The organism is Kluyvera sichuanensis, from assembly GCF_014218705.1.
GTDB lineage: Bacteria > Pseudomonadota > Gammaproteobacteria > Enterobacterales > Enterobacteriaceae > Kluyvera > Kluyvera sichuanensis.
This window is the reverse complement of record NZ_JABBJF010000024.1, coordinates 26,077-52,449: the sequence shown is the minus strand read 5'-3', so window position 1 is coordinate 52,449 and position 26,373 is coordinate 26,077. Positions and strand designations below refer to the sequence as shown.

Annotated in this window: 30 protein-coding genes; 19 read left to right on the top strand and 11 right to left on the bottom strand. The window is 42.2% G+C overall.

Translation table 11 applies throughout. From position 1 onward, the window contains the following. Positions 1-24: 24 nt before the first annotated feature. Together HII27_RS19970 and parM are read right to left on the bottom strand one after the other, a co-directional pair. Positions 25-411 (bottom strand): plasmid partitioning/stability family protein, encoded by a 387-nt coding sequence (locus HII27_RS19970; RefSeq protein ID WP_009652914.1) that lies wholly within the window; start codon positions 409-411, stop codon positions 25-27. Positions 412-424: 13 nt separating this feature from the next. Continuing rightward, positions 425-1,435, bottom strand: a complete 1,011-nt coding sequence (gene parM, locus HII27_RS19965; RefSeq protein ID WP_223883253.1) for a plasmid segregation protein ParM domain-containing protein — start codon at positions 1,433-1,435, stop codon at positions 425-427. 815 nt (positions 1,436-2,250) lie between these two features. On the opposite strand from parM, the gene HII27_RS19960 reads away from it, so the two are divergent. From HII27_RS19960 to HII27_RS19950, 3 genes are all read left to right on the top strand, one after another. Next, positions 2,251-2,565, top strand: a complete 315-nt coding sequence (locus HII27_RS19960) for a hypothetical protein (RefSeq protein WP_009652923.1) — start codon at positions 2,251-2,253, stop codon at positions 2,563-2,565. 133 nt (positions 2,566-2,698) lie between these two features. Then, complete coding sequence (locus HII27_RS27220; RefSeq protein ID WP_032155219.1) at positions 2,699-3,127, top strand: hypothetical protein; 429 nt, start codon at positions 2,699-2,701, stop codon at positions 3,125-3,127. A 13-nt stretch (positions 3,128-3,140) separates the two neighbouring features. Continuing rightward, the gene (locus HII27_RS19950) at positions 3,141-3,566 is read left to right on the top strand and encodes a hypothetical protein (protein WP_016241518.1); all 426 of its coding nucleotides are present in this window, start codon (positions 3,141-3,143) and stop codon (positions 3,564-3,566) included. Between the two features lie 45 nt (positions 3,567-3,611). Here the strand turns inward: HII27_RS19950 and HII27_RS19945 are convergent, their stop codons facing one another. Both HII27_RS19945 and HII27_RS19940 read right to left on the bottom strand, forming a co-directional pair. Next, a complete protein-coding gene (locus HII27_RS19945) occupies positions 3,612-3,833 on the bottom strand; it encodes a hypothetical protein (RefSeq protein WP_048213849.1) in 222 nt (73 codons plus the stop codon). A gap of 269 nt (positions 3,834-4,102) precedes the next feature. Beyond that, entirely contained in the window at positions 4,103-4,609 is a 507-nt protein-coding gene (locus HII27_RS19940) for a hypothetical protein (RefSeq protein WP_007372203.1), read from the bottom strand. A gap of 160 nt (positions 4,610-4,769) precedes the next feature. On the opposite strand from HII27_RS19940, the gene HII27_RS19935 reads away from it, so the two are divergent. From HII27_RS19935 to HII27_RS19925, 3 genes are all read left to right on the top strand, one after another. Continuing rightward, positions 4,770-5,168: a hypothetical protein gene (locus tag HII27_RS19935; RefSeq protein ID WP_016241897.1), complete on the top strand. Its 399-nt coding sequence runs from the start codon at positions 4,770-4,772 to the stop codon at positions 5,166-5,168. Positions 5,169-5,280: 112 nt separating this feature from the next. Beyond that, positions 5,281-6,471: a hypothetical protein gene (locus HII27_RS19930; RefSeq protein ID WP_009652915.1), complete on the top strand. Its 1,191-nt coding sequence runs from the start codon at positions 5,281-5,283 to the stop codon at positions 6,469-6,471. Between the two features lie 35 nt (positions 6,472-6,506). Next, a complete protein-coding gene (locus tag HII27_RS19925) occupies positions 6,507-6,695 on the top strand; it encodes a hypothetical protein (RefSeq protein WP_007372207.1) in 189 nt (62 codons plus the stop codon). 37 nt (positions 6,696-6,732) lie between these two features. Here HII27_RS19925 and HII27_RS19920 read toward each other — a convergent pair whose 3' ends face one another. From HII27_RS19920 to HII27_RS19910, 3 genes are read right to left on the bottom strand one after another with little or no spacing between them, the layout of a single operon-like run. Further along, positions 6,733-7,707, bottom strand: a complete 975-nt coding sequence (locus tag HII27_RS19920) for a hypothetical protein (RefSeq protein WP_048213847.1) — start codon at positions 7,705-7,707, stop codon at positions 6,733-6,735. A gap of 23 nt (positions 7,708-7,730) precedes the next feature. Further along, the gene (locus tag HII27_RS19915; protein WP_007372209.1) at positions 7,731-8,846 is read right to left on the bottom strand and encodes a toxic anion resistance protein; all 1,116 of its coding nucleotides are present in this window, start codon (positions 8,844-8,846) and stop codon (positions 7,731-7,733) included. 6 nt (positions 8,847-8,852) lie between these two features. Further along, positions 8,853-9,623 carry a hypothetical protein gene (locus HII27_RS19910; protein WP_016241598.1) on the bottom strand — a complete coding sequence of 257 codons (771 nt, stop codon included), beginning with the start codon at positions 9,621-9,623 and terminating at the stop codon, positions 8,853-8,855. A 170-nt stretch (positions 9,624-9,793) separates the two neighbouring features. Between HII27_RS19910 and HII27_RS19905 the strand changes: the two genes are divergently transcribed. From HII27_RS19905 to HII27_RS27215, 7 genes are all read left to right on the top strand, one after another. Next, positions 9,794-10,210, top strand: coding sequence for a hypothetical protein (locus tag HII27_RS19905; RefSeq protein WP_016241597.1), 417 nt, complete (start codon positions 9,794-9,796; stop codon positions 10,208-10,210). A 4-nt stretch (positions 10,211-10,214) separates the two neighbouring features. Further along, positions 10,215-10,943: a signal peptidase I gene (gene lepB, locus HII27_RS19900; protein WP_007372211.1), complete on the top strand. Its 729-nt coding sequence runs from the start codon at positions 10,215-10,217 to the stop codon at positions 10,941-10,943. 6 nt (positions 10,944-10,949) lie between these two features. After that, positions 10,950-11,585, top strand: a complete 636-nt coding sequence (locus HII27_RS19895) for a hypothetical protein (protein WP_016241596.1) — start codon at positions 10,950-10,952, stop codon at positions 11,583-11,585. Next, positions 11,582-11,890: a hypothetical protein gene (locus HII27_RS19890; protein WP_016241595.1), complete on the top strand. Its 309-nt coding sequence runs from the start codon at positions 11,582-11,584 to the stop codon at positions 11,888-11,890. Before HII27_RS19895 ends, HII27_RS19890 begins: the two co-directional genes overlap by 4 nt. A gap of 459 nt (positions 11,891-12,349) precedes the next feature. Then, positions 12,350-13,429, top strand: coding sequence for a restriction endonuclease (locus HII27_RS19885; RefSeq protein ID WP_007372212.1), 1,080 nt, complete (start codon positions 12,350-12,352; stop codon positions 13,427-13,429). A gap of 232 nt (positions 13,430-13,661) precedes the next feature. Next, complete coding sequence (locus tag HII27_RS19880) at positions 13,662-14,990, top strand: prolipoprotein diacylglyceryl transferase (protein ID WP_007372213.1); 1,329 nt, start codon at positions 13,662-13,664, stop codon at positions 14,988-14,990. 58 nt (positions 14,991-15,048) lie between these two features. Continuing rightward, positions 15,049-15,741 (top strand): hypothetical protein, encoded by a 693-nt coding sequence (locus HII27_RS27215; RefSeq protein ID WP_016241592.1) that lies wholly within the window; start codon positions 15,049-15,051, stop codon positions 15,739-15,741. Between the two features lie 35 nt (positions 15,742-15,776). Here HII27_RS27215 and HII27_RS19870 read toward each other — a convergent pair whose 3' ends face one another. Continuing rightward, positions 15,777-16,349, bottom strand: coding sequence for a phospholipase D family nuclease (locus tag HII27_RS19870; RefSeq protein WP_016241591.1), 573 nt, complete (start codon positions 16,347-16,349; stop codon positions 15,777-15,779). 261 nt (positions 16,350-16,610) lie between these two features. Between HII27_RS19870 and traA the strand changes: the two genes are divergently transcribed. Then, positions 16,611-16,946 carry a TraA family conjugative transfer protein gene (gene traA, locus HII27_RS19865; RefSeq protein WP_007372215.1) on the top strand — a complete coding sequence of 112 codons (336 nt, stop codon included), beginning with the start codon at positions 16,611-16,613 and terminating at the stop codon, positions 16,944-16,946. A 48-nt stretch (positions 16,947-16,994) separates the two neighbouring features. Here the strand turns inward: traA and HII27_RS19860 are convergent, their stop codons facing one another. Further along, positions 16,995-17,282, bottom strand: coding sequence for a DUF1294 domain-containing protein (locus HII27_RS19860; protein ID WP_007372216.1), 288 nt, complete (start codon positions 17,280-17,282; stop codon positions 16,995-16,997). A 175-nt stretch (positions 17,283-17,457) separates the two neighbouring features. Here HII27_RS19860 and HII27_RS19855 point away from each other — a divergent pair, with 175 nt between their 5' ends. Further along, a complete protein-coding gene (locus HII27_RS19855; RefSeq protein WP_007372217.1) occupies positions 17,458-18,933 on the top strand; it encodes a UvrD-helicase domain-containing protein in 1,476 nt (491 codons plus the stop codon). Positions 18,934-18,972: 39 nt separating this feature from the next. Here HII27_RS19855 and HII27_RS19850 read toward each other — a convergent pair whose 3' ends face one another. Next, a complete protein-coding gene (locus HII27_RS19850) occupies positions 18,973-19,872 on the bottom strand; it encodes a DsbA family protein (protein WP_016241590.1) in 900 nt (299 codons plus the stop codon). Between the two features lie 22 nt (positions 19,873-19,894). Continuing rightward, complete coding sequence (locus tag HII27_RS19845; protein ID WP_016241589.1) at positions 19,895-20,464, bottom strand: hypothetical protein; 570 nt, start codon at positions 20,462-20,464, stop codon at positions 19,895-19,897. Positions 20,465-20,613: 149 nt separating this feature from the next. On the opposite strand from HII27_RS19845, the gene mobH reads away from it, so the two are divergent. Genes mobH through HII27_RS19825 form a run of 4 tightly spaced genes read left to right on the top strand, consistent with a single transcriptional unit; the run spans position 20,614 to position 26,309 of the window. Next, positions 20,614-23,316 carry a MobH family relaxase gene (mobH, locus tag HII27_RS19840; RefSeq protein WP_007372219.1) on the top strand — a complete coding sequence of 901 codons (2,703 nt, stop codon included), beginning with the start codon at positions 20,614-20,616 and terminating at the stop codon, positions 23,314-23,316. Further along, positions 23,309-25,285, top strand: a complete 1,977-nt coding sequence (gene traD, locus HII27_RS19835; RefSeq protein WP_007372220.1) for a conjugative transfer system coupling protein TraD — start codon at positions 23,309-23,311, stop codon at positions 25,283-25,285. The genes mobH and traD overlap by 8 nt, the downstream gene beginning before the upstream one ends. Positions 25,286-25,287: 2 nt before the next feature. Further along, positions 25,288-25,674: a hypothetical protein gene (locus HII27_RS19830; RefSeq protein WP_009654243.1), complete on the top strand. Its 387-nt coding sequence runs from the start codon at positions 25,288-25,290 to the stop codon at positions 25,672-25,674. Next, positions 25,659-26,309, top strand: a complete 651-nt coding sequence (locus HII27_RS19825; protein ID WP_007372221.1) for a DUF4400 domain-containing protein — start codon at positions 25,659-25,661, stop codon at positions 26,307-26,309. The genes HII27_RS19830 and HII27_RS19825 overlap by 16 nt, the downstream gene beginning before the upstream one ends. Positions 26,310-26,373 lie beyond the last annotated feature (64 nt).

The following is a 26,373-nucleotide window of genomic DNA, read 5'->3' as shown; positions in this document are numbered from 1 at the left end:
CGGCTACTAGTAGCCGGTTCGGATTCAACGTTTGAGGGTTTGCATCATCAGGGAGGGTTTAGGAATTGGTTCTTTCTGCTCAGCAGGCTTATCCGAATCAATGATGGTTGTTGCTCGGATACCTGTGGCCTGGGTTTCCACTGGTGAAGAATTCCGTTCAACGGCAATGCCCAGCGTTTGCGACAGAATGTTGCTCAGCGTTTCGGCATTAAACGATGTCGTGGTTTGTGCGGCCAGCAAATTTATTAACCGAGGGTCGAGCTCATGCAAGGCAGACGCAATTACCAGTGCCTTACGGTAAAATTCCCCCCGGGATCGGCGGGGTAAGCGCTCCATAATATCAAGAGCTTTACCGTCTTCTGGATTATTGCCGGGGCGGAGCCAGACGAGTAAACGTTTATCTTCTTCCATCACATAACCTCGTTTAGACGCTTGCCATTGCTTTGACGAGCGCGAGCTGCGCGTCAGGCGCTTTGATGACATCCAGCTTAGGGAATAGTTCGACAATATGAGAATGGATGAGCTCAGCACCGCCCCCGGCCAGTATGATTTTGTGGACGCTGTTCTGACGACGTATATCAGCTGCAACAGCTTCGGCCAGATTTTTCGACTCAGAATCGATAACGTCAATGATGGCATCAATTTTAGAGTGATCATTGACCGCAGAAGCAATCAACGCTCTATCATGACGGTTTTTAATGATGATATCCGCAATGGCATAACTACTTGGAGACTGGGCATCCTGGAGCGCAGCCATAACAGCTTTTGTCACTCGTGAAACGCCAACATCGCTGTTGCCAAAGATATCAGATATGCCCTCCATTGCCCCCTGAATGATGGCCAGGTCTAGGGTTGTTCCCCCCAGATCGACAACCAGGGTTCGTGTAAGCTGCGTGGTTGTTTTAGGATCAATCAGATATTCAGCCGCAGGTACTGATTCAGGCATTACGTTAACTTTTACAACATGAAAAGTTTCGCCATTATTCAGGGTTATTGGGCCCATAACGTTGGCCTTTTTCTTTTCAATATTAGCTTCGTTCAACTGCGCATCGCTCGTGAAGAACATGGCCACCGGCAGTGTCACTGTAAGTTCAACATCCTGTGGCTCAAGACCGGAAGTCAAAAGGGCATGATGAATTGCTACGCGACTTACAGCGTCGAACTGGAAAGAGGTATGCGTTGTTGTAATTGCAGATGTTGAACCAATGTCGTGAGTAAATTTCCGCCCATCAATGAGATAGTTGTAGATAGTTTTACCACCAAATGCGAGTGGAGTAGCCCAGCCTTCGCGGAAGGCGTTCTGCGAAACATGAGTTTTGATTTCACCATTCTCAATCCAGGCAAGTTTTACGTTCGTTGAGCCGTCATCACAAGCGATGTTCATCATGGTATATACCTCATTAAAATGTTCAAAAGTATCAAAAATCTCTGCCATTTTAGATAGTAAGCCATCCTGAAGCAAGGAATGCGCACCTGTAGCGCACGTTTAATGTCCACAAAATGACTATGAAAAGTGAATTACGAGTGAGTAAAACAGGAACGATTCTATCGGATTGAAATCTGGCGGGGTAAACGAGAAAGAGGGATGTATACGTACATGCAGAGGTCGGTAGCCCTGGAACACCAACGGAAAAAGTAACAAACCACCCGAAAAATGAACCAGTGCCACCAGACTAAATTGTGACAATCGATAGCCAATACTGCAAGAGAACCTAAGAATAAAAGGTATCGCTATATGACAGCTCAGTCGGTAAAATCGAGGAAACCATGTCGGATCACCATTGTAGTTTCTGGTTAGTTCAATAATGAGGTATCCCCAATGACATCCATTCTGCTTACTTCTGATTCTGTTGATGGGTACACTTTTTGTATTTCTACTGATGGTAATGGATGTAAGCTGTCAGTCAGGCCAGAATACCGGCGCAATGGCACACAAACTTATGATGGCTGGTTTCCCAGATACTACTCAAAGCCTCAGTATGCTAAAGCAGCGTTAACAAGGTTCCTTGGAGAATCTGTTAACTGGTCACCACGGACGGGGCTCAGTTAGTCACAGGATACGTAACAGCCTGAGTCCGAGGATACCAACAAGTCAAGAGACCCCCCTGATAAACCCTTAACAATCAACACCTTACCTTGGTGCGCTTAATGAACCTTATGTTGAATTATGGTTAAGTAGTCGATTTTATGGTTGGAAGTGCCTGTTTGCAGTAAAATGCAGTTCATTACCTTTAACCACTGGAACTAGACATGGCTAATGAAGATCTCCCCTCTGGGTGCAAACGCTGTAAAGGATGCAATCAGGTTAAACCCTTCGAAGAATTCGGTAAGGAACTTAAGGGTAAGTTTGGCCTTAAAAGTAAATGCAAGTTGTGCATTAGCGATAAAAACAGAAATTATGCTGCCGGTTCCGGTGCAGGTGTAAAACTCCAAAACAATAAAAAATACCAGACCGAGCATAAGAGTGAACTGGCAGAAAAGATGAGAGTAAGACGGGCAAAGAAAAAATTTGGAGATAACTATGAAGCATATCTAGCATCTTTAGAAAGGATTAAAAACCTCTGATAATTACATAACAACCTTAGCCAATAAGACACAAAGATTATGTATTGTTGCTTTTATTTCAAAGCATCAACTTTATTGAAAAGTTACGCTATACACTGTGCAATTTATTATGCTGATTTAATTTGGTGATTATATGAGTTGTCATGACAGAGACATCAATAAGATCCTTCAATCATTCACTCACTTAATGGTTGAAGCAAAAAAAAGCATCTTTCATTCAAAATCAATGAAGGTTCAAGGTCTTCAGTTAGTAGATGAGTTATACATCCGTGCCCGGACGGGAAAAATGTCATACCTCGGTTCGTCGGTACTGGTAGTCGCAACCATTTCAGTGAAGACCCCAGGCAAAGGATTTTTCAGACAGTTACTCTCGAAATTAAAAGAAGCAGCTGAGACAAATAACTACATCTTAAAGGTTGAGAATGTCATCAGCACCGAACTTAGGGAGTTTCTTATCAGAGAGGGTTTTTCATTTCCTGGTGAACGGTGGATGTGCGGTTCCGGCTACTGGGCTCCATCATCACTTAGGCTTAATGACCAATTAAGCACCCTCCCCGTCTAATATGAGGCCGTAAATGTTCATAACCCCTGAAGTTGCTTATGTCTGCGAGCTGTTACATAAATATGATGTACTTCCACTCGAATGTGATGGTCATACTATGGTTGTAAGTTGCCTGCTAGATAGATTCTGTATACCGCACCAGCGCATCGTTGGAGAAGTAACGTTGGCTGGAACTGGCCAGATAATTCGACCTCATCTGTGGATAGAGTATGACGAATACATAATAGATTACCGCCTCCGCATGTGGGCAAGGAAAACCGAAGATAATGTTAGTCTAGTGCCTCATGGCATCTTTATCGAAGATAAAAGTCAGGCAATTTACACTGCTCAAAGAATTGCAAATAAAGCCATGATATCAGACTCGATAATTGATTTTATGACAGATGGGTTATGGACTAAGATTCTCCTAGAAATCCCTGGTAAAAAAAGAATTACATAAAGCAGGAGGATTAAGTTTGTTCATAAAGTTTTTCTTCACTGACACTCAAAGCAAAGATGTCTTTTTCCAAGCACCAATCTTAGAAAATATTTGCTTTTCTACTGACTCAAGTTGGTTCATTAAAAGATGATAGTCAGGAGTCTCAGCTCCAATGTTCCCTTCCCACTTTAGAATCAATTCACTTACCTTCCCTTTTAATGTTGCAAGGAGAACAAGCTGTTTCTTCGCGAATACAATCTCTTCCTGATGTATGTTTTTCTTTGCCATTGTAGTGTAGGTTCCATATCCATGTTGATTTATGTTAAGGATTACATTTTATTAACAATATTTTTATTGATTGTAAACACAAATCTCAATGGAATAGCATGAATTAAAGTCATCACGACCATTTTACCTAGTAGTATCAGCATGATAGTAAGTGAAATCAGATTATAAAAAGCAGATAGTCATATCGAACAAAAAGATAATTGAAATAAAACAAAAAACCATCACTGTTAAGTGATGGTTAATGATTTCAATATGGAATTATTTAGTAATCAAACAAAATAACCAGGATTATTAATCAGATCACTTTGTTGAGTACTATGTGCCATTTCAACAAATTCAGACACGCTTGTAATTTCATTGAGTGTGGTGATTGCGAATAATCGAAAAGAAAACTCTTTATTACCTTTTCTTGGGTAGATGTTCAGGAAAAAATTCAACTTTTGACCAACCGGACACATACTTGAAACCGCAGCATAAGATTGTGTCTGTCTGAGGTACTGAGTGAGGAATTGAGCAAGATCAACACCCTCATCAGACGTTAACGACCTGGATGTCTGAACCTTTAATAACCTTACAAGGTTATCTATGGCGGTCTGAATAGGAAGAAGTTCTATCTGAGGAACCTTCAAAAAATCAGCTATGATAATACCAAGTAACTGGCTCTGATCGTTCATGAAATTATGGATATAAAGAAAGTGTGAGTCACCGAATCTTTCAGCAGAATCATACTTAAAATTCCATTCATTCAATACTGCACTGTACTTCATTTTATTCATGGTTAGCTCCTCTTTATATAAAAAAAGATTAACGCAACATTCATCGGTGACGAAATTCTAAGACCCGTTAATTTCGCCCCCTATTGGGGTCATAAAAAATTGTCACGCTACGGCCTGTCTGGCAGAATCCCCTGAAACCGATTTGCGATAAGTAACCCTGATGAAAAACCTCATTAATGATGTTGCGACTGAAGCACGGGCATTACTGAACGGTATCCTCGCTGACTGTGATACCGATGACACAACGGGCACATGCCTATTTGCCAGTCTGCTATTAGCTCGTCTGGCACATAGCAAAGGGTTATCAGCTGTGATTAGAGGTGGCGATGGGAAATCTGACGGCGGGTTATTCACTATGTATGGCGGGTTCGGTCATTACTGGTGTGAGATCTCCAACAACGATGAATTCCATATTGTTGATATATCGGCAGATCAATTTGGCTTCGAAGGAGTTATCGTTAAGAACATCAAAGAGGTAGAAGGCTGGCCACGTTACATCCCTGGAAACCAGGATGTCGTAAATGCTGGAGTTGAGGAGCTCTTCAACCACGGATACTAAATGGTCGAGTCTAAGTGCGATTTATACACCTCAAAACGCCCCCATTCTCGATTCAAGAATTATTGATTTACAAGTAATATCAGAAATATTTAGTTCACTCTAAGGCAAGTGAATGAAGAAGAAATTACCGTCATGGTCACCAGCTGAAGATCTGAAGCTTATAAAAGGGCTTAAGGATGGTTACTCATTTGCAGCGCTTACGTCCATTCTTGGATACAATGAAAGGATAATCCAGTTAAGATGTATCGAGTTGGATTTATACCTTCTCATAAGAGAAAATCTCTCCGAGCCTAACGAAATTACCCTCAAGCCTAACTCTTCAATCAGAGTGCCACCGGCTGAACCAGCTTCAGGTATAACTCTTAAAACCCTGCTAGATAATGGATGGGTAGCACACTGCATAAATGGTGAAAATGTTCTGTACTCTCCAGAATGGTGGCGAACAAGAAACACAAGCCTGTTAGTACCCGAAGATGAGGATACTGATCAGCTACATAAGAAAACATCTTCACACCTCATTACCGGTAAACCGTGGACTCCTGACGATACTCGGGTCTTACTTAAGGCGATACAACATGGTATCAGTAAAACGGCACTTGCCGAGCTTACCTTAAGAAGCCATCAATCCACTCTTCAGCAACTTATAGAGCTTGGAATGATTACCGTGGGCGCTGAAGACGATTCATCTAGTACGGTTATATGGTTAAATAAAAAAATAAGTTCTGCGAAATTATCAAAAAAACGTTTTCTTGATGTCCTGCCACTAATCGAATTCGGCTGGCACATTGATGGATTCGACCTTACCGCCCCAGATTGGTGGAGCAAGCATATAGTGCTTAATGAAATTATCTATGAAACCGTACCAGATAAAACCATTTCAAATTACCCGGCCAGAACTGACATTGATTGTGATAGTGAAAAACCACAACAAATTAAGGAAAGATCAGTGCCTGAACGGAACCAAAGAGAACCACAAAAACCAGCCAAATGGGTATGTGGAAACTATAAGTTTTTAATTACACTTCTATCTGAGCATCGTTCAATAGAAGTGATTGCCAAGAAAATGAATAGGACAGATGGCGCGATTAGGTCACGTCTACAGCATATCGGTATAACGCGTTACGAGAAACCAACAAAACCTGGTGAAAAAGGAAGTGTCATTAAAGCTACATCAATTTCTACAGATATCTTCAGAAACCAGCCATTTTTTGTGAAGAGATTACTCATAGATGCCGGATGGTCTGAAAAAAACAATGAATTGCATTGCCCGGTCTGGTGGAGCAATTATCCACACAACGTTTAACGGGCTTAGTCACGAACTCTACCCTGGAGAACTATATGTTTGATTATTTTAACAGACCATTTGACACTTTCGACTGGGCGCTGATTATAGGATGCGGAATCCTTTTTGTCGGGCACTTTATCTGGAAAATCTTCTTCAGCGATGAAGGCCGTAGGAAAATTGATAATGAAGCGCCGCCTCCAATCATGACTCAGAAAGTAGATGATGAAACGGATGGTAAATAAGCACACAAAAATAAAACGCCCTTAAGGGCGTTTTATTTTATTTCGACAGATATTTAATATTAGACTCTATCAAATAAGTAAGCCTACGGCCATTTCTAACCGTCAGCAGTATAATCACCACAAAAATTACGGCAAGTATAAAAAATATTAGAGCAGTACTTTTTATAATATATTTAATATAATTGGATTTAAGATCATTTCCCGACTTCCAAGCAGAAAGAGGATTTGAAGCAAGCGCACCAGACTTGTAACCAATGTCATAAATATGGTAATCAATAGCTTTATAAAGTTGTGAATCAAACAGTGTGTTTTTGTCTTTGACACTATCCTCTTTATATTCAGGCATTAACAAAACCAAGTTTCCAAGATGATTTTTATAATTGCTATCAGATACTTTTTCAGCAGTAATTATTACACCTCTGAGTAACAGGCCATCGATATCTCCCAGTTTTTTTGCAGTAGCTGGTTTAGGATCTGCAAGTGCTTTTTCAACTGACTTTCTTAGTAAACTCCCTCTGTCTCCATAGATTTCATACAAAGAGTCCAAGTCTCCAGTTTTCATAGCAGTACTTATTTTGTCGGTATTGTATTTATAATTATGAGGCTCATCACCAAATGCAGCAATAAATAAATTAAACCCTACAAACAATACTATGCAACTTGTCATTATCTCAAGTTGTAAACCATTCCCATTAATAATTGCCCCTAGTATTACAATCAATATACATACACCCACACCAACTCTTCCATATATGGAAATAAATGATCCAATCGTATCAAAAGCATTTTCAGGAACTAACTCATTGGAGCGTAGAATGTTGAATATATCGTCAGAAACCTGTTTGACTTGCTCATCTACTGGCATGTCTGATGGAATACAAAACCATAATATTAGAAATATAATAGCGAAGATTAGAGATATAGCTAAGGTAAAATATATAGCTCTATCACGCTTCCGTCTAATAGCATTCTCAACATCATCATATGGATTACTTTTTCTGATTCTAGCCATAGCACATCCTCTAAATTTAACTATTATTTGGAAGACAGTTCTTTTGCTACCATAAAACGCTTCTCCTTCCATTGCGCTGCGCGAGCTTCAAGCTGGGTATGTTGCGTCTTGGCTCGGTCGTGGATTTTTTTAATTTCTCGACCGGCCTCATTGATCTGGTTTGATATGTAATCAATTGTCTCAACATCATATACAGTACGATTAGCTGTTTTGGCTACACGAATACTGCTCTCTTTTACTAACAAAGCTTGACGTCTGGCTTGTTGATTTACAGAATCACCAATTGCCTGAATCAGTAATGAGCTTTTATCACTCCTTTCGGCCTGGTCAATAATAAGATGGCTGCGTTTAGAAGATGGTATCGTTACTTTAATAATAGTTTCAAACTGGTCTACCATCGAGAGGTTATTGAACTTCATCATTTTCATCATCTTTAGGTCTTCAAATGCCTTTTGTTGTTCCGTGATCATGTCATTTCGACGTTTTGTTATGAGGGCGATTTGATGTTCAATATTCATTGCTTCCATGCTCAGCATGGTATTATCAGGCTGATTTTTTAGTTCCTTACGAATAGAAGCCTGAACTGTTTGTAACTTCTCCAGAATGTAATAGGCAGCTACAATGTTAACCCCTGTATTTTTTACACTAGTTAAAGCTTGGTCATACATTCCATCAATATTTTTATTCATTTCAAACAACCCCTCCGATATGCTTTCGATATCCGAGGTTAAAATATCGATTTGTCCTTTAACTGAATCAAATCTTGACATTGCACTAAAATGAAGACCGATGGCTTTCATTATGAAAGGCCCAACATACGGTATCCGTGACAGTTTCTTTTGAAGATAACTTGGTTCGACTGCATTACTGACTTCACGAGCCAGTGCAACAATCTCATTCAGAGTCTCTCCCTTCTTGCCCTGAGATGATGAGCTGACGCTGAGAAGGAGGTTATCAAGATAATTAATATCAGTAGTGTCCTCCAATCGTCCAAAGTTATGCGCGGCATCAATATCACCAATCTGGAAAGATCTGACTGCATCTTTTATTGATGATTCCATACTTACATCAACAGCATATTTATCAAATTCCTTAGCCACTTTGACATCTAATATATCAATACTATTTATGATCTTCATGTTATCTCACCTTATGTTCTTATTTAATTTATTGACCAGCTTCTTGAATTTTTCATGAGCCACTTCATCAATACCACTACAAACACCACTGGCGTTGATGTTCTTAGCCTGCCCTTCCCACATAGGTAATAAATTATCTTTAATATCTCGAAGGCTATCTTTTACATCGACAGCTGTTTCATAGCTCATTTGTGCTTGAACCTGACTTAGTTTTAAACCAACAAGAACTCCCTGAAAGTTATTAACTCTTATCCGTAGCCTGTTAATTGCCATATATTCATTGCTTGTGACACTATAGTCACACTCGTTCTTATTTTTCAGATATGACTCAACAACATCTATGAAAACCTCTAGCTGATGAATATCTTGCGCATAGATTGCCTCCAAACCCTTCGTGATTTCAGCATGAGCGGTTAGCATTTTGAAATGATCAGGTATCCGTTCGCATAGTTTCATAACTACTTTGTTATAAATATCTAGCTGGGCTTTCCGTAAGATTTCGGAACCTGTTAAATGATCGAACATCCGACGAAAAAGATTCTTTTTTCCCTTTGAGAAATTGACTTCCGCTTTTGTCATTGCGTCTATGAGATGGTAAATTTCATCTAAGAGCGACTTTTCAATATCACTCATCTTAACTGCTTCATCAATTGACATTTCATGCCCATTGATGTTGAGGACACATTTTTGATTTGAAATAAGCTCTGGCCCAAATCTATCGTAACTTAATGGGTCTTTAACAAAGGCTTCAACCATCTTAGTGGCATCACTGCTCATTTCAATTCTCCACAAATTTCGATAGAAAAAATTTACCATGTTCTCTTAAACTATCGAAATTCCTGACCATATAATGTCCGTTTTTCGGGGTCGTTTTGCGTTCAAAAAAAGTCGGAGAAAATTTGTCTGTCTATAAGATGGTGTAAACAAGTATAACTATGGTGGATTTCATGGTTAAATTTATACCCATTATGGTGGTAGCGGGCAGAACGCAGGCCAACTCTATTGCCAGGTTTCTACTGGATTCAGTGCTGGTGTGGTCATTATTGTGCTGGCTCAATACAATTATTCCATTCTATGTGCCGTTGGTAATAACCATTACAACATGCACAATTTATGCACGAGTTGGTTATAAAGTATTTTTCAAGCCGTTAACCTTCATGAAAACTAGAAGTTTTTATGTCGATGCTGAAAAACCAACAGTTCAACTCAATTACACATTAGCTGGTGGGCAGGCGAACCAATTTTTCACTTTAGCCCAAAAAACCACCAGCATCCATTTTGTTTACCTTTTCACCTGTCTCGTATACCTGTTTTTGGGTAAATCGCTCTCTAATTACGCAAAAAATATTAAGCGTGGTATATAACTCCATGAAACCGTTAATTATTGTTTTTATCATCTCTGCACTTTACCTCTCTTATCAGCTGATAAGGTCTCGTCGTCCAAAACATTGGTTGATAGTTTCCTCCTCATTGTCGCTTGCGGTTATTGTGTCCTTTCAGTTTCTCGGCGGTGTATTCCTGATCCCGACAGAATCCATGTACCCAACTATAAAACCTGGAGACTTGGTTATCGCTCAGCGTGTAGGTGGTTTATTCGATCATCGCGCTATTAGGCGTGGGGACGTACTCGTTTTTAACGCCCCTTCTGTTCCCGGCGTTTACTATGTCAAACGCGTATTAGGTATTCCTGGCGATACCGTCACATACAACGAAGAGAAAATCTTCTCGATAAACGGTAAACAAAACGGAAACCAGATTAAAAAAGATGGTTTTACTACTCAATACCAGGCAGATACCGACACTGCCGGTCAAAGTTATATCTTCCAGACAGATAACCGTATCGGCTACGTGAAAACGGGTAAGAAATGGATCATTCCCGAAGGATACTACTTTATGGCCGGTGATAACCGAGACCATTCGCTTGATTCCCGTTACTGGGACAATCCCCCTGGCACACCTAGGAACCTCAGAGGTCTCATTCCCCATGATAGTCTCGTAGGGCGAGTAAATTTCAGGATCGTCAATTTAGGCTTTCTGGCGCGTGGGGATTCAGGTGACCGTTCCATTAAACAACGACAGCAGCCGCATCAAAGGTAATCAGTCATGATGATCGAAACCTTTTACAAAACCAATAATGTGGAGGTCAGAAGCACTTACGAGGAGGTACTATCTGCCTACCAATTGTGGTTCAGGTTAACAAACCAGCTCTGTAACGATGAAGGATTCGAAGGTTTTACTGCTCATGATTTTTGTGTGCCTGATTTGTTTCTGCGATCAGTCGAATGCCATATCCAACGTGTGTCTGGTTTCCGTCAATTCAAAGAGCAATGCTTAATTAGCCCCGACAATACTATTCCTTTTGCCCTAAGAACAGACCATGAACATGGCTCTGCGCTATTCAATAGGTTTAATGATATATCGAAGTCTGCACTGACATCGCTGGGTATCGATCCAATACGCTTTGGTAACCCACCATTTGGTTTTGCGAAGGCTGTATTTTCGATTCTGAAAATTCACCATGAAGCAAAATTAAATGGATTAGTTGGGTACAGCCAGTTGTGGGCACTTGAAAACCAGTTCGACGAAATCCTGTTTGTTTGTTCTCTACCCGTAGCAGGCTGCGGGAGAATTCCATTTTATGAGGCTCCAGCCATCCCTCCTTACTGGATACCCATCACGGGAACTGAAGCCATCGACCTCTTTAATACCCACAACACCAAAATGAGGAAGAGAGAATGAAATCTATCACGACTGTTCTTTTATGCTTCCTTATCCTGGGTTGTGGAAGTCGGGATAAATTACCAATTCCCGCAACCAAGGCAATAAACGCGCTTCCAGATGCGATGGCAACCCTTTCTAATGCTGGTCTCTGGAATGAAAATGAACTTTCTGGCGCTGAATTCCTTGAAAACAGTGACAGAAGTATGATAGTTGCGAACTTAACGAGCGTTCCATGCAGAATGGTGTTCAGTTACGTCAAGACTTCAAATCATCCTTATTGGATGCCGAGCCAAATTGCTTGTGAGGGAGATGAGAATGATTAACTAGATACACTGATATGCTTCGTCAATCGCTACACGGTGGTATTCTGTTATACAGGCCTGTAAAGTGTATGAGGAAACCATGAACTCTCTACTCCAGCGTGTTGTGATTTACGCCATTGTGATTCTGATATGTAGCGTTTATTGCGTTCTGTACTTTGTGCCGCTCACTTCCATAAAGACGATCAACGCCATAGGCATTGCAAACTTAGTGGTACTGGCGTTACTCACATGGTTGTTAGTAAGACCACGGTTGTTCCAATTGTGGGGTGGGTATCTTGTACTGTCAGCAATTTATTTAGGTGCGATTTACCCTGATTTTCCATATGTTGAAGAAATCATCGTTTATACATTTGCCCTGATTTGTTTATCAGTCATGTTTTACGATGTATTCATTGATAACTGTAATGGGATACTGAGGCGCACCTTTCTTAGAATTAATTCTGAATGAATGGTGACCATATGGTTTTTAGAAAATTGGCAGCAAAAGGAATGTCCCGATGCGCCAAATTCCAGTGGTGCTTTTTCCTGCTAGCGTCATTAGCTTTATTCTTTCTACATGATGGCCCGTTGGTCATTGCGGGCCTCTTTATTACACAATTGTCTCTCCAGATGTCGATGACCCGTACAGGAAAGGAAGTCTTCGGCGTTATTTTTAATATCCAGTCATGGAGAAACAGTGGTGCTAGCCAGCAAACCTATTTTTTCCGGTGGTATATCGGCTTCCCGATTTCCTGCTTGCTATATATTCTTTCTCTTACTAATTATGTGTACGTTCCAGGCGATTTGTATTATCAGTTTATTGCAAGCAGTACTGATGACCTAGCACTCGTAATGAATCGTTTTGCTGTAGGCGTGAGTAACATACTCCCTGAAATCCTTCGAGGCGCATCTCTAACCCTTTCGATGATGATGTTTGTCGCAACATTGCTAAAAAATGTACAACTTGCTGAAGTACGTCGAATTTACTCCTCCATTCAGGATGGAAATGATTCCCAGAAAATTCTCTCGAATATGACATGGGAGCAATTCGAAAAGATTATAAGACTGCATTTCGAACTCAATGGCTACAAAGCAACTCTGACTAATACAGGAGCTGACGGCGGAGTCGACATTCTGCTGCAAAAAGATGGTCGCCGCGAAATGGTACAGTGCAAATTATGGAAAACCAGCAAAGTAGGAGTCTCGGTAGTCCGCGAAATTTACGGTGTAGTGCAAGCCAATGCATATGAGCGGGGTTATATCATCACCTCTGGGTTCTTTACTCAGGATGCATGGGAATTCGCTCTTAGCGCAAATGTTAAAGGAACATTATCGCTTATCGATGGTTCCAGACTTCTGAAAATAATCAAGGATAAAGAAATCCCCCCGCCTGCCACTGAGATAATAAATGTTGGTCCAGGTGAGAATCAAATATACGATCTTAATGTCATACCTAGCTGTCCCCGTTGCCATAGCAAAATGGTTAGAAGAATGTCGAATGGAAATTATTTCTATGGTTGCTCGGCTTACCCAATTTGTAAAGGAACCCGTAACCTCTAGAAATCTATTTTCAAGAAAACCATCTCATTTTGCGGTCGTTTTCAGGCCGCAAAATTTCGAGAGCTACCTCCCTCAAGATATAATCCGTTTATTATCGCGAGAGCATATTTTCCTAATCAATTCCGGGGCAACCATCTCACGCGATTATGGGGCTTTCCATATCATGCTCACTTTCATATACACCGTGAGTTGGGGCTTCGGCCAGAACGAATAGTGATCAACGAGGTTTTCAATGACGAGTGAAAAACGTGGCACAAGTGCTGAATACGGCCAGGAGAAATTACGCGAACGCGCAGCGCAGAATGCTGGAGATGAAACCCCCAGTGTTAAGGCGCGATTTTCTAAAAAAACCTTGAGTATCCTGGTTGCCGGTATCTTTGCGGTAAGCACATTAGGCGCATTTATTTTAATGAATGGTAAACCAGACAAAGAACCGAACCTATCTATCGTCGAAGTTGCAAAGAGTGGGATCAGCGTTAACCCGGATATTGCAAAACAACATGGTATCGATGTGGATGACGATGACCTTGATACCGATGAGGCTGGGCCTCAGCCAACACTGACACTTCCTATCACAAATAATGAACAGGAACCCGCATCAGCGCCCCCTGATGATGATAAAAGTGAACCTACTGTCACAAAGCAAGATAGCGCCGGTGTTTCCCCTGCATCGTCTGATAATCTTGGCGATCAGATGCTAAAAATGGCCACAACCACGCCACCAGCTAACCCGGATGCAAATTCACCAGTTGTATCTAAGTCAGATCCTGCTACGCAGTCATTGGTTGACTCAATTAAGGCTGAACCTGGGTTTACTGACGGTAGCGAGGTTTCACAAAACGCAGAGCAACCTGGAACGGTTGAGATAACTCCTGCACAGGAAATCGCTAAAAAAGCACTATCTGGGGCCACTAGTGAAGCCCCGGCTTCAGCTCCAGTTACAGCAGAACCAAATCAACACGCTGCGGCGCAGACCAACCCGGTTCAAACACCGCCATCACCTACCACACGTGATATTGCAGGTGTTGAAAACATCACTAAAGATACCTCTGGCCATCAAATTGACCCAGCTGAGTTCGGTTATACGGAACCCACTAAAACTACTGCTACGTCAGACTATAAAGCAGCATCAGAAGGCTATACAGCCCAACAGTTTGTTGTTCAGGAGAAGAATGCGCTTACTGGCGCTGACCTGGACTATAGTGGGCACTTTAAAACTGTTGAATACAATTCGCAGGGACAAAATACGGTATTCGTTTATTCAACCTTTTCATCAAAAGTATTCTTGTTACCATCGAAAGGTAAGGTCAACGTATACCTTTCTGATGAAAAAGGTTGGTCAGTCTCACTCCTCCCAGGAAATATCCTGCGGGTACAGCGTTCTGAAAACAAGGGGGCATGGTCGCAGGCAACCGACCTCTTTGTACTCAATGGCGAAAACTCCTACTCGTTGATTCTTCAGGCTGTTGGCGATCCTGATAAACGAACCGATTCCCTCAAATTCACAAAAAAGGAACTTTCTAAGCAAACGGACAAGTTGGCCAAAAAATCCAAAGCCTGACTGTTGAATTGAAAATACGAGCGCATCTTTGGTGCGCTTTTTTTTCGGGAGAAGTTACATGACAGATTCATGCATCGACGGCTTAAGGCTGGTTTCGACCAGTTACCACATTGGTTTACCCTGGATTGAATGGTCAGAGGCGAGATCCTACATCGTATGCCGAGCACTGGTAGATCAGGGCGTAATTGCCGGAACTGCTACTATAGGAACACGTCGAAAAAAGGTCAAAGAACGCATCAATCCAGGAGATCGTGGGTTATACCAAGTCACTGAAACTCAGTACGGATGGATAGCACTTAAGGGTGGTGGCGTGATCGATCCCTGCGGCTTTCTTGGTAACTCTTTTTCCGGCCCGGAACCCCAGTTTTGTATCCTTGAGAATGATGAGTGCTATATCAGGGGTATAAATCCTGTTCAGTGCCCGAGAACTCACTTACCTGAACATCTTGTAAGTGATGAGTTATTCCCGCTAACACGCGGTGTTATGCGCGATACATGCAGCCGTCTGCTGGGTTACAGGTTGCATATACAGGGATTGACTATGTCAGAGGCAGCATACCTTCTGTCGAGACCGCTTACCGATTTTGACCGGTACAGCCGCCTGGTATATGAATACTTTATTAAAATGGGACTAAGCAGCATTATGCCATTAAGCAACATCAAAATGCTGCATCCGAATTTAGCCCGTAAAGGTTGGCGTTCATTTTATAACGACCTGGATATGGACGAACTTGAAGCGTTTCTTAAATGATAAAATCAGGGTTCATCCCGAACCCTGATTAAAATTCAATAATTAGGTATGTAATCCACACCACCAGTCCAACGAGATTCCCAGTGGGCCAGATACAGCGCTGTAACATCTGGTGCGTTATAAAGTACAAGGCTATTTTCACTATTTTTATTGAAAGCCGAACTTGAGTAATTATAACTACCGGTTTCAACAGATATCCTATCAACACACAAATACTTATCATGGTGCAGAAGAAATTGATCATTCGTCCGTAACGGAATGCCCGCGTTAACTACTGTATTCATAGTCGAGACTGCATATCGGTTATTATTTTGCCCTTTGTCAACTACGATCCTGACATCTACTCCCCTTCGGTGAGCATTAATTAATGCTTTCGCAATTACGGGTGACGTAAAAGAGTATGCCGCCATACGGATTTCCTGCTGAGCTGAATTGATCAGATCCAGTATTGCTTTCTGTGCAGACCCTTCAGGTGAAAATCCGACAACGACTCTAACGCCACCAGCCGGTAGCATTACTTCTGTTGGATTATCAGCCTGTGCAAAAGTAGAAAAAAATAATAATCCCAACGATGTCAACGTACTGACCAACACCTCTGATTTCAACATATCCACCTCGTTTAAATGTGACACTAGTAAAGTTGGCTTTCATACTCAAAAAGAAGTTTTCATCCAGATTTTCATATATGTTAATAGACACGGATAAATGTCACCTTATATCACACATTGCTATTGTATAACGCCCTGCTTTAACAATGAAATCAAACAAAACAAATTTTATATTAATAAAGTTCCCGGCTCAAACTCGTTAAATAGCTGGAGAACATCCAAAGATCGAAATTATTAAAACTCGTTATTAAGGATGTTTAAATGAACGCTATCAAATTTGAGAAGTTTAAAACCCCGCTGGTGATCACCGGCATTCTGATTCTTGCCATTGTTACCGCTCACGCTTCTGGTTCAACCCAGGCAGGTTTTGACGATGTATGGCTCAAAATCTCTGATTACATGCAGGGTTCTCTGGGTAAGGTGCTGATCGGTCTTATCGTTCTGGTTGGTCTCGCAGCTGCTGTTGTACGTCAGAGTCTGATGTCACTGGCGGTTGCTGTTGGTGGTGCGATCTCCCTGTACTACTCACCGGACATTATCAATGGCATGATGGCCGCATCCCACGCAGTGCAAACCACTTTACCGGCATTCATGTAACCATCATGGATGTAAAAAAAACCGGCTCTGGCCGGTTTTTTTACATCTTCATATTTTATTTCCCGCCCATAGAAAATTCCATAATCCGATGTAAAGAACTATCCAGACCGCAACGATAACCCGGAACCGACGTTGGTAAGCACTGCGTGTTTTGTGTTTAAACATTCGTTGAGCAATGAAACAACCTGGCCACCCGCCCAGCACAATGAGCGCATCCAGCGTCAGTTCATCCACACGGTACTCGCCAGCAGTCGCGGCCTTTTTATCTTTGTAATAGATGTAAATCGAAATCAGACTCCAGATTGACATCCAGACAAAGGACGATAAATAAAACATAGATTACCTCCTGTTGAGGGCCGCAGTAATAGTTTGATGGTACTATCTTATTGTATTACTCATGAACAGATAAATTTGTATTCTTAAAAATGGGTACAATTTGCCCCCATTTTTAAATCATTCGCGCCGTGTCAAAAGGTACTATGAAACGATATCTAACATAAAGGTAATTCTGATGCCGGTAACTGATGAACAGAACGTGATCATAGGTTTCAAACCTACACCTGGCAGTATTGTTTCAGTACAGGCATACGCGGGGTCTGGTAAGACCTTTACACTAAAAGAATTCGCGGATGCAAACCCCTCACTCAAAATTCTCTATATCGTTTTTAATAAAGCTATTAAAGATGATGCAAAAAAGAAATTCCCAAAAAACGTCGAGTGTAAAACATCTCATGGTTTGGCCGTGACCCGGTACAAACACTTTGCTCATAAATACAGACAGTTTATATCCGTGAGCGAATACCGCGCAATGATGGGTGAAGATGACTGGAGAGTGGTTAAGCTTGCAATAAATGGGCTTACCCATTTCATGAATTCAGATGAACACGAAATTACTACTGAACACGTACTTAAAGACTTAAGTAAAACCGATAAAATATCTCAAAGCAGGTTGGATCAAGCGCTACGTGCAGCAAAACGTACATGGCAAATGCAATCTGACCCACTCAACGATGCCTATTGCTCACCGAATACCATCCTCAAGTTGTTCCAGTTATCGAACCCAGCCCTAGACCAGTTCTACAATGTCATTCTCTTCGACGAATCGCAGGACGCAAATCCGGTAACGATCGATATCGTTCTTAGAAACAACTGCTGCAAAGTTTTTGTCGGCGACCAGCACCAAGTGATAAACCGCTGGCGCGGTGCGGAAAACGCCCTTGAGATTGTTGAAGACCACGGGGCTCAGGTTATGCGCCTGACTAAGTCATTCCGGTTTGGGCCTCTTGTTGCAGCACTGGCCAACGTTGTGCTGTCAATGAAGGGTGAAACGTTCCCCTTGGTAGGCCTGGGTAGTCTTGATGCTATCGTTGAGCCATCGGCGATACAGGATCAAAACTTTTACGCCATCATCAGCCGCACCTACATGGGAGTCATACAATCTGCCTACGAGTCGATTATGTGGGGCAAACGGGTGATGTGGAATGGAGGTATTTCAAAATACCGTCTCGACGAGCTCCTTGATTTACATGCGCTAAAAACAGGTAACATTGCTGCTATTAAAAATAACCGTATCACTACGGAATACGGGAACTGGGCAAATTTTTTAGAGATCGCAGAAACCACCAAGGACGTGGACATGGTGCGGGCGATTAAGTTAATGGAAGTCTATGCTGATATCCCCGGGATGGTTGAGACCATGAGGATGAATGAAGCCAGAACAGAAAAGGAAGCTGATTTAATTGTTACCACAGCCCATACCTCGAAGGGAAAGGAATTTGACCATGTCATCATCAATGACGACTTCCCATCCATTATAGAAGCCGTTGTGATGAAGAAGCCACGGGAAGTAATTATTGACGAACTTAATCTGCTGTACGTAACTATTACCAGAACCAAGAAATCTGTAAACATCAATACTTCGTTAATGGAGCTATTAGAAGAATACCGAAGTCGTATTGAGCGAAATGTTTCAGTAGTGATAATCTGACAAAAAAAGCCCTGGTTAATTCAGGGCTCTTTTTTATTTCTATTTATCTTGTTGAGCTGGTGAGGCTTCGCCTGATGTGTCTCTCTGAGAATCGACAACCATAGACTGGATCACTTCAACGAATTTTGAGAAGGGCTGTGCGCCTACAACAGAGACTTCTTTACCGGTGACATTATCACGCACAATCGTGGTTGGTGTACCATCAACACCGGCAGCTGAACCGGCCTCCATATCCTGCTTAATGCGCTTAATCACTTCAGTACTGCCCATACAGGTATCAAATTTCGCCTGGTCTACCTCAAACAGTGCTGGGATGCTGTCCGCATCCTTAAAACCTTTACCGTTTGTTTCAGTATGGTTAAACCAATAATCAGTAACGGCCCAGAAAGCACTCGGCCCTTTCTGCTCCGCAATACACTCAGCAACAGCTGCGCCCTTCGATGCGACCGGCTCATGGAATGACATAGGGTAATGACGCCATTCCCAGTTAACAGCCCCGGCTGTCGCGGTATCAACGATATACTTCGGCGTTTCTTTGAAGCGTTTGCAGAATGGACACTCCAGATCTTCATAGTTGATCAACGAAAACCGAGCGCCAGGCTCGCCATAGATATAACGGCCATCAGTATTTTTATTTGCTTTGTCCCAGCCTTTATAGAGTGCCTTTCGTTCTTCCGCGAGCTTTTGGTCGGCGATAGACTTAAGAGCACCCTTTACTTCGTCCTGAATATTTCCGTTCACTCCCTGTTGAACTGCGGGGTTCTTGGCCAGCGATGTACTAATTTTATCCAGCAGTTGATTGGTCATCACCTGGGTTTTGTACGAGATAAAACTAATTACCATCAACCAAACCATTCCGATTACAACAACGATTCCCCCGGCCCAGGCAAAAATTGTTTTATTTCCAGAACTGCACTTTTCATTTCTTTGCTTATCCATTGTACCCTCGCATTTTGATGGATTAGGACTTAGGTTGTTGGTTATCGATCTGCATCTGAATTCGATATTTCCGCAGCTCTTCCGGTTCACCACTGGAAAGCACATTTAATTCGTGGGCACTTAACCGATAGCCAGGTGTTGAGCAGTATTTATCTTTGATACGGAGGTATTCAGCCCTACTGGCGTTCTGTGTGTTATTAGGAAGGAGAAAGGTATTTTCCCCGCAAAATGCTGGGGTCTGTGTGAACGTGCCACGCGGCCCATTGGCATACTTTGTGTTTGCCACTGAAGTGAGCAAGACCTGGGTGTAATTGTCATGTGCCACATATCGCTTCCCGGATGGATCATTGATGGCATACGGACTCACGAGCGTATGCTCATACCCAGGGTAACGTATAGCCGCGCCACCGCGTTCTGTACCACGCCAGGATTCGGAGTACTGATACTGGTAGGGGTACTCGGCCCTGGCGGGGAGATTGCGCGTTTCGTCGAGGTAAGTACGTTGTGGCTTACCTGTCCCACTGCAACCGCTGGTGATTACGCCGGTAATAACCACCAGCAGGGGCAAAACAATTTTATTCGCCAATTTCATTGCTTAGTCTCCAATTGGATAGCAACGTCATTATCTTAATTTCTCACCCTTGACGTTATGTTTTATGAAGACAAAACGTCGTCATTTTCCAGCACGATTTTTTTCTCAATCGGTTAACTTACAAGGTACTTAACCGGAGAAATCTTTTAATGCTGAGACACATTAAAAATATTCTGAATACTTTTTTGCCTGATAACAAAAAGGCTACCACTGATCTATTCGGTGACGAAATCGATATGTCAGTAGATGAAGAAATCGGGAAACTCATTTCATCACGAGATAATATGCGCTATCCGGCAAGCGAAATCGGATTCCCGGCTCAAGTACCGGGTGAGTACGTATTACGTCATTACCAGAAACCACTTGTGATGGCGATTAAACGAGAACTGGATATTAGGGACTCTGAGTTTAATCAGCTTATTCTTCCTATGCTGATAAATTTCGCTAACTTTGTTCACCTCTTCCCGGCATCCGAAAACCATCATCACCGTGCTGCAACCGGATTGTTGCGTCATTCATTGGAAGTGTGTTTCCAGTGTATCCGGCGTTCTAAAAACATCGAGTTTGATTCAATGGCGGTTCCCGTACATAAATCAAATCGTGCATTAGCATGGCGACTTGCAGTCGCAGCTGGTGGGCTACTTCATGACCTCGGGAAACCATTTACCGATTTTGAAGTATGGAACGAAGACGGGAAAATTCACTGGCCTCCAGGCCATGAACCAATCCATGTCTGGGCAAAAGAGAACAATGTAAAAAGATACTATCTTGTATGGAAACCAGGCCGTCACCGCCAGCATACCTCCAGCACGAGCAATATGTTGTTGATGATCATGCCAAAAGAAATGCATGTTTACCTTCTTAACGGCGGGAATGATATTTTCAATGAATTGACCCGGGCACTGAATGCCAGTGCGCAGCTCAATGCAGAAAAAATCAGTGGTCAGGACGTCAAAAACAAGATCCTCACTACCATTAAGGCCGCCGACTCAGCATCCGTTAACTATGATATGCGGCAGTACGCCGGTGATGCGATTCGTGCAAGCCAGTCAGGTGTACCTGCGGTTCAGCGTGTAGTTGATGCCATGCGCCATAGATTGAAAAAAGGAGATTGGATTCCCAACAAGCCAGGAAGCCCTGTATGGGTGACTACCTATGGCGTATTCATCGTCTGGGGTGTTGCGGTCAAGGATATTATTGAGACCGTTAGGAACTCCGGCGCTGTTATTCCACAAACCCAGAATAGTCTGGCTGACCTGATGCTAAGTTATCATCTCTGTCGACCAAACGTTCACCAGGACGATGACACTGCATACTGGCGTATTGCCCCTCATATCTTGAATGATAAAAGTTCAAGAGAAAGCAAAGACCCTAAAGTTGCGTTGAGCTGCATCCTTCTGATATCTCCAGAAGTACTATTTGTCGATACTGTTGACCCTCTACCATGCAGCAGCCGCATCCGTATTGAAGGTAAATGGGTGGAATACCTGACCGGGAGGCCAAACCAGCCAAAACTCGTCGAAAGCGAACCCTACATTGGTCAGAAGCCGGTTCCGTCAACCGGAATACCGAATGAGGTCGACCGCTCAGTTTTACAGGGCGGAACAATCATTGCTGATGAACAGGAATCTCCACTGGAGAGTATTTTTGGAAACCGACAGGTTACGCCGGAAAACGCCCACGAACTGCTGCATAAGCTCAATCTGCTTTCTGATGAGGACTACAATCGTGTAAAGGAAAGAAATACCAGTACCAAAAATCAAAAAGATTGTCTGGATGACACTAATTCACCAACAACTGAGCTGGCGGGCAGCGGGGAATCAAAAGGGCTCAAAGATAATCAACCAAAGCCAGTGTCGGAGAATAATGAACCCAAGCGCCGTCTTTCCCTCAAAGAAACCCTGGCATCGGCACAAACAGAGATTGAGTTCTCTGTACCCAGTTCACTTATAAAAGAACCAAACCATAAAACTCTGAACGAAACCCTTGAGTTTCATTCAATCATCAACTCGTATAATAGCAACGAACCAACTTCAAGCGATGCATTGGATCAGACCCAGCCCTCACCTACCCGTCAGGCATTAAAGGAAATTCAGCTGCACCAGGATGCTGTCGATACCGGCATTCAGTCTGGTGAGGTAATTGATGATTATTCAATTTACGAAGATTATGATTCCATGTGGCAGGATGACGTGAAAGCTGATAACGATTTTGGTTACTCGGCTCATGCGGATACTTCGGCCAACATACCGGCTAACGTAAAATTTTACGATAAATTTAGTCAGCTATACGTATCTGGTCTTGAAGCGGCCAAAGAATTTCTCGTTAAATATGTTACCGACCACTCAGACGATCTTTTCATTGAATCAGGCCACTTAATCATTGCTATTGATAAAGATTTTGATGAGCGTAATTATGCTCTGCTTCAGGACTCCAACTGGTTATGGCAAAGGTTTATGGAAGCCCCAGCCCAGTATTATTTCCATCGTACTCAGAAGTGCTTATATCTCAGAAAAGAACTTAATAATGATATCGACTTGCTGATGGATGGGAAGTTTAACGATCTGCTTTACTCTGCTTTAACTGATGTTTCTGATAAAGATTACAACATTACAGATTTATGCAATGAAATGATTTCAAAAGGTATGCTGAAGCGAACCTATTCTGGAGAGCCTGTCATTGCCGTAAGCGTTGCCTTAAAGCGACGTATTGCGGATGAACTCGGCATTGATATTACTCAATTGCAGAAGATTATGCTGATGCACTTTGATTTCTATTCAAAGACCGGTGTTGACTACATTCTTCCTAATAGTGAACGAATGCATAATCAAATGGTGGATAAAGATGAGTGAGTGGAAATATAACTTACGTTGGCGCACAAATTTTGAAGGCCTTGAGACTCTTGGTTGGACAGCAGGTATAGCCGCAACTATCGGGGTTAATACACTGTTTAACATGCCATCTCTACCCTGTTACCTCTCAGTTGCAGTCCAGGCTGCTTATGGTATTCGTAGTCTCCCGGCAGCATGGGATATTTATACGCACAAACGCCGCCTGAAGCGAAAACCAAAACCACTCGTAATGGACATGAAATCATTTATCGAACAGATGATTCGTGAGCCTGACAGCTATCTTATTTGCAGAGGCTTTGAGTGGGGCCAGAATGAGGGTCAACTGGCATCTGAGTTGATAAAGCGTGACATAAAGAAATTTGTAGCCAAACCATCCAAAAATTTTATGGGCCTCGGCTGGATTCATGCGCTAGGTAAAAAAAACGAATGGATCGGAATTTCTGAAGAACTTTTATCGTTGCATACGCTTATAACTGGCACAACCGGCTCAGGCAAAACAACATATTTTAAACTACTTATTCTTCAAGCCGCACTAAAAAAACAACCACTAATCCTCATTGACCCCAAAAATGATGAAGAACTGGCTGAATGGATGAAGTTCTGTCTGGAATTGGTGGATCGCTCAACGAAATATAATTACGTTTCATTGGCGCATCCTGAAAAATCAGCTCGAATATCTCCAATTACTAACTACACTCAGGCTGGCGAGGTAGCTAACAGAATTACATCGGTTATTCAACGTGCTGATAGTACGAGCGATCCGTTTGTTTCATTTGGTATTATGTCATTAACTACGGTTGTTGAGCTGATGAAAATCTGTGAAATCAAACCGACTTTACGCAATATTAAATCACAACTGAGTGCTGACATCTCTTCATTAGCATCTCTATTGATTATGGCCATCACTAAATTCGGCCACAAGACTTTAGGAGAGTCCGATTTCGACATTATTTTACAGGCGAAAATTGACCGTTACTCGTCTAAAATTAAAGGCCCAAAAGAAATAGCAGAAATATGTGCAGACATTTACCGAAATGACATTAAAGGTAATAAAGGGAAAGGCGATACTTCAATTGAAGCCGGTATTGATATGTTCGGTCATCAGCGCGAACACTTCCAGAAAATGATTCTGAACGTGATGCCAATTCTTAGTCAACTAACTCAAGGGTTTATGTCAGAGTTGTTATCCCCTGACAGTGCTGATGAAGATGAACTGAATGATACTCGTCCAATTTCGAATATTCAGGATATCATCACTACCGGGGGAATGTTGTATTTGGGGTTAAATTCCCTTGCAGATGCTGAGACTGGATCTGCGGTCGGTTCTATTTTCCTGTCTGATATAACATCTGTTAGCTCGACTGTGTACAATTTTTTAAAACCTGGTGGTCAGGACTTGGCTTCTGTAATGGTGTTAATCGATGAAGCAGCTGAAGTTATTAATGACCAAGTTATTAAAATGTTGAATAAAACCCGTGGTGCTGGGTTCCGCTTATTTATTTCGTCGCAATCGACTTCCGACTTCGAAGCCCGTCTCGGTTCAGAAGCCAAAATGAAGCAGGTTATAACCAATACGAACCACTTTACGGCGCTACGCACACCAGATCCTGATGCCCAGGAAGCAGTCATGAAACGAGTACCACCGACAAAGTTCAAATATATTATGCGTGGTCATGGCTCCAGCGCAGGTGCAGATCCTGAACAAATCACCGGCAGTGTCGGGGAACGATTGATGGAGGAAGAAGGCGAGTTATTTCAATCTCAACTGCTAGGTTGGTTACCCAACCTCGAATGCATGGCCATAAATCAGGCTAATAAAATAGTAAAAGGTAAAGTCCCCGTCATATTAATGCCGAGGAATGAGTCCGAGTTAAGCGATGTCCGAACTATCGCTAAAAAGTACCTTTCAATCTACGAACGTCAACAAAAGGTTCGTGGTGAAAAATCACGTATCAGCGCCGAGGGGTAAATATGATTAAAACCAAAACTCTATTAAAGCGTAAAGATGATCAAGCCTCATATGACGGTTTGACCATGATCTGGCCATGTGTTGATGGCATCACTGGGCAAATGTTAGCTCTACTGAAAACCCTTACTCCTGATGAACGCGTTGGTGCAGCAGTGAGCTCCGCTATCAAAGCTTATCATCAGGACAACGAGCAGGAGCTGAATGACTGGGAGCGGCTTGCGATCTATATCATTGAGCTTGGCTTGTTCGTTTGCCGGGAACTTCAACACACGTTGAATTTCTGTGAAATTACTTCACGGATAAATCTCCCGAGAAAGCTAACCAACGAACTGATTATCCAGGCTGGGAGGAAGGCGAAGATTGGGGATATCGAATGTCTGATAAGTTGAATGAGGAAAAGTGGCCTAAGACGATAAAGACACTGATCATCTGGAGTTCGACGATTCTCCTTTTTATCTCTGTCTTCTTTCCGGTTGAGTATTTTAAGTCTAATGCTCTGAAAGAAATCGCATGGGGTCATAAAATGATAGGCGAAAAAGATTTCGTCATGGTATTGCAAAAGGCTCGCGACAATTATACTGAAGCATTTGTAAATACGGGGATTGATAAGGCGTTAAAGGATTTTTACCAGCTTCCTCCCAGCGACATGGCCAACCACGGCGGGCCACTGAAATACTTTGTTGGGCTTTTCCAGAACATTGCCGAGAACCTGAATTATTGGCTCTACATGATTATGTATCGTTTAACACTTGATATGTATTGGTTACCGTACATGGCCGTGGTCATCATCCCGTCTCTGTTTGCAGGGGTAATGCGGTGGATGGCAAAAAGATATAACTTTGGATATGCCAGTCCGTTTCTTAACCGTCGTAGCATGGTATTGATTGGCTGGGGTGTATATAGCGTTCTCCTGTCGCTTTTTATACCGTTACCTGTGCCTCCAATGATCGGGGCACTCATAATGATAGTAATGATTCCTATTGGTTCATCTCTACTTATTTCAAACCTACCAAAACGTATTTAACCTTAAGAAAAGCACCTCAATTTGCGGTGCTTTTCTTTTTCCTCAATATTTCATGTTTGTTAAA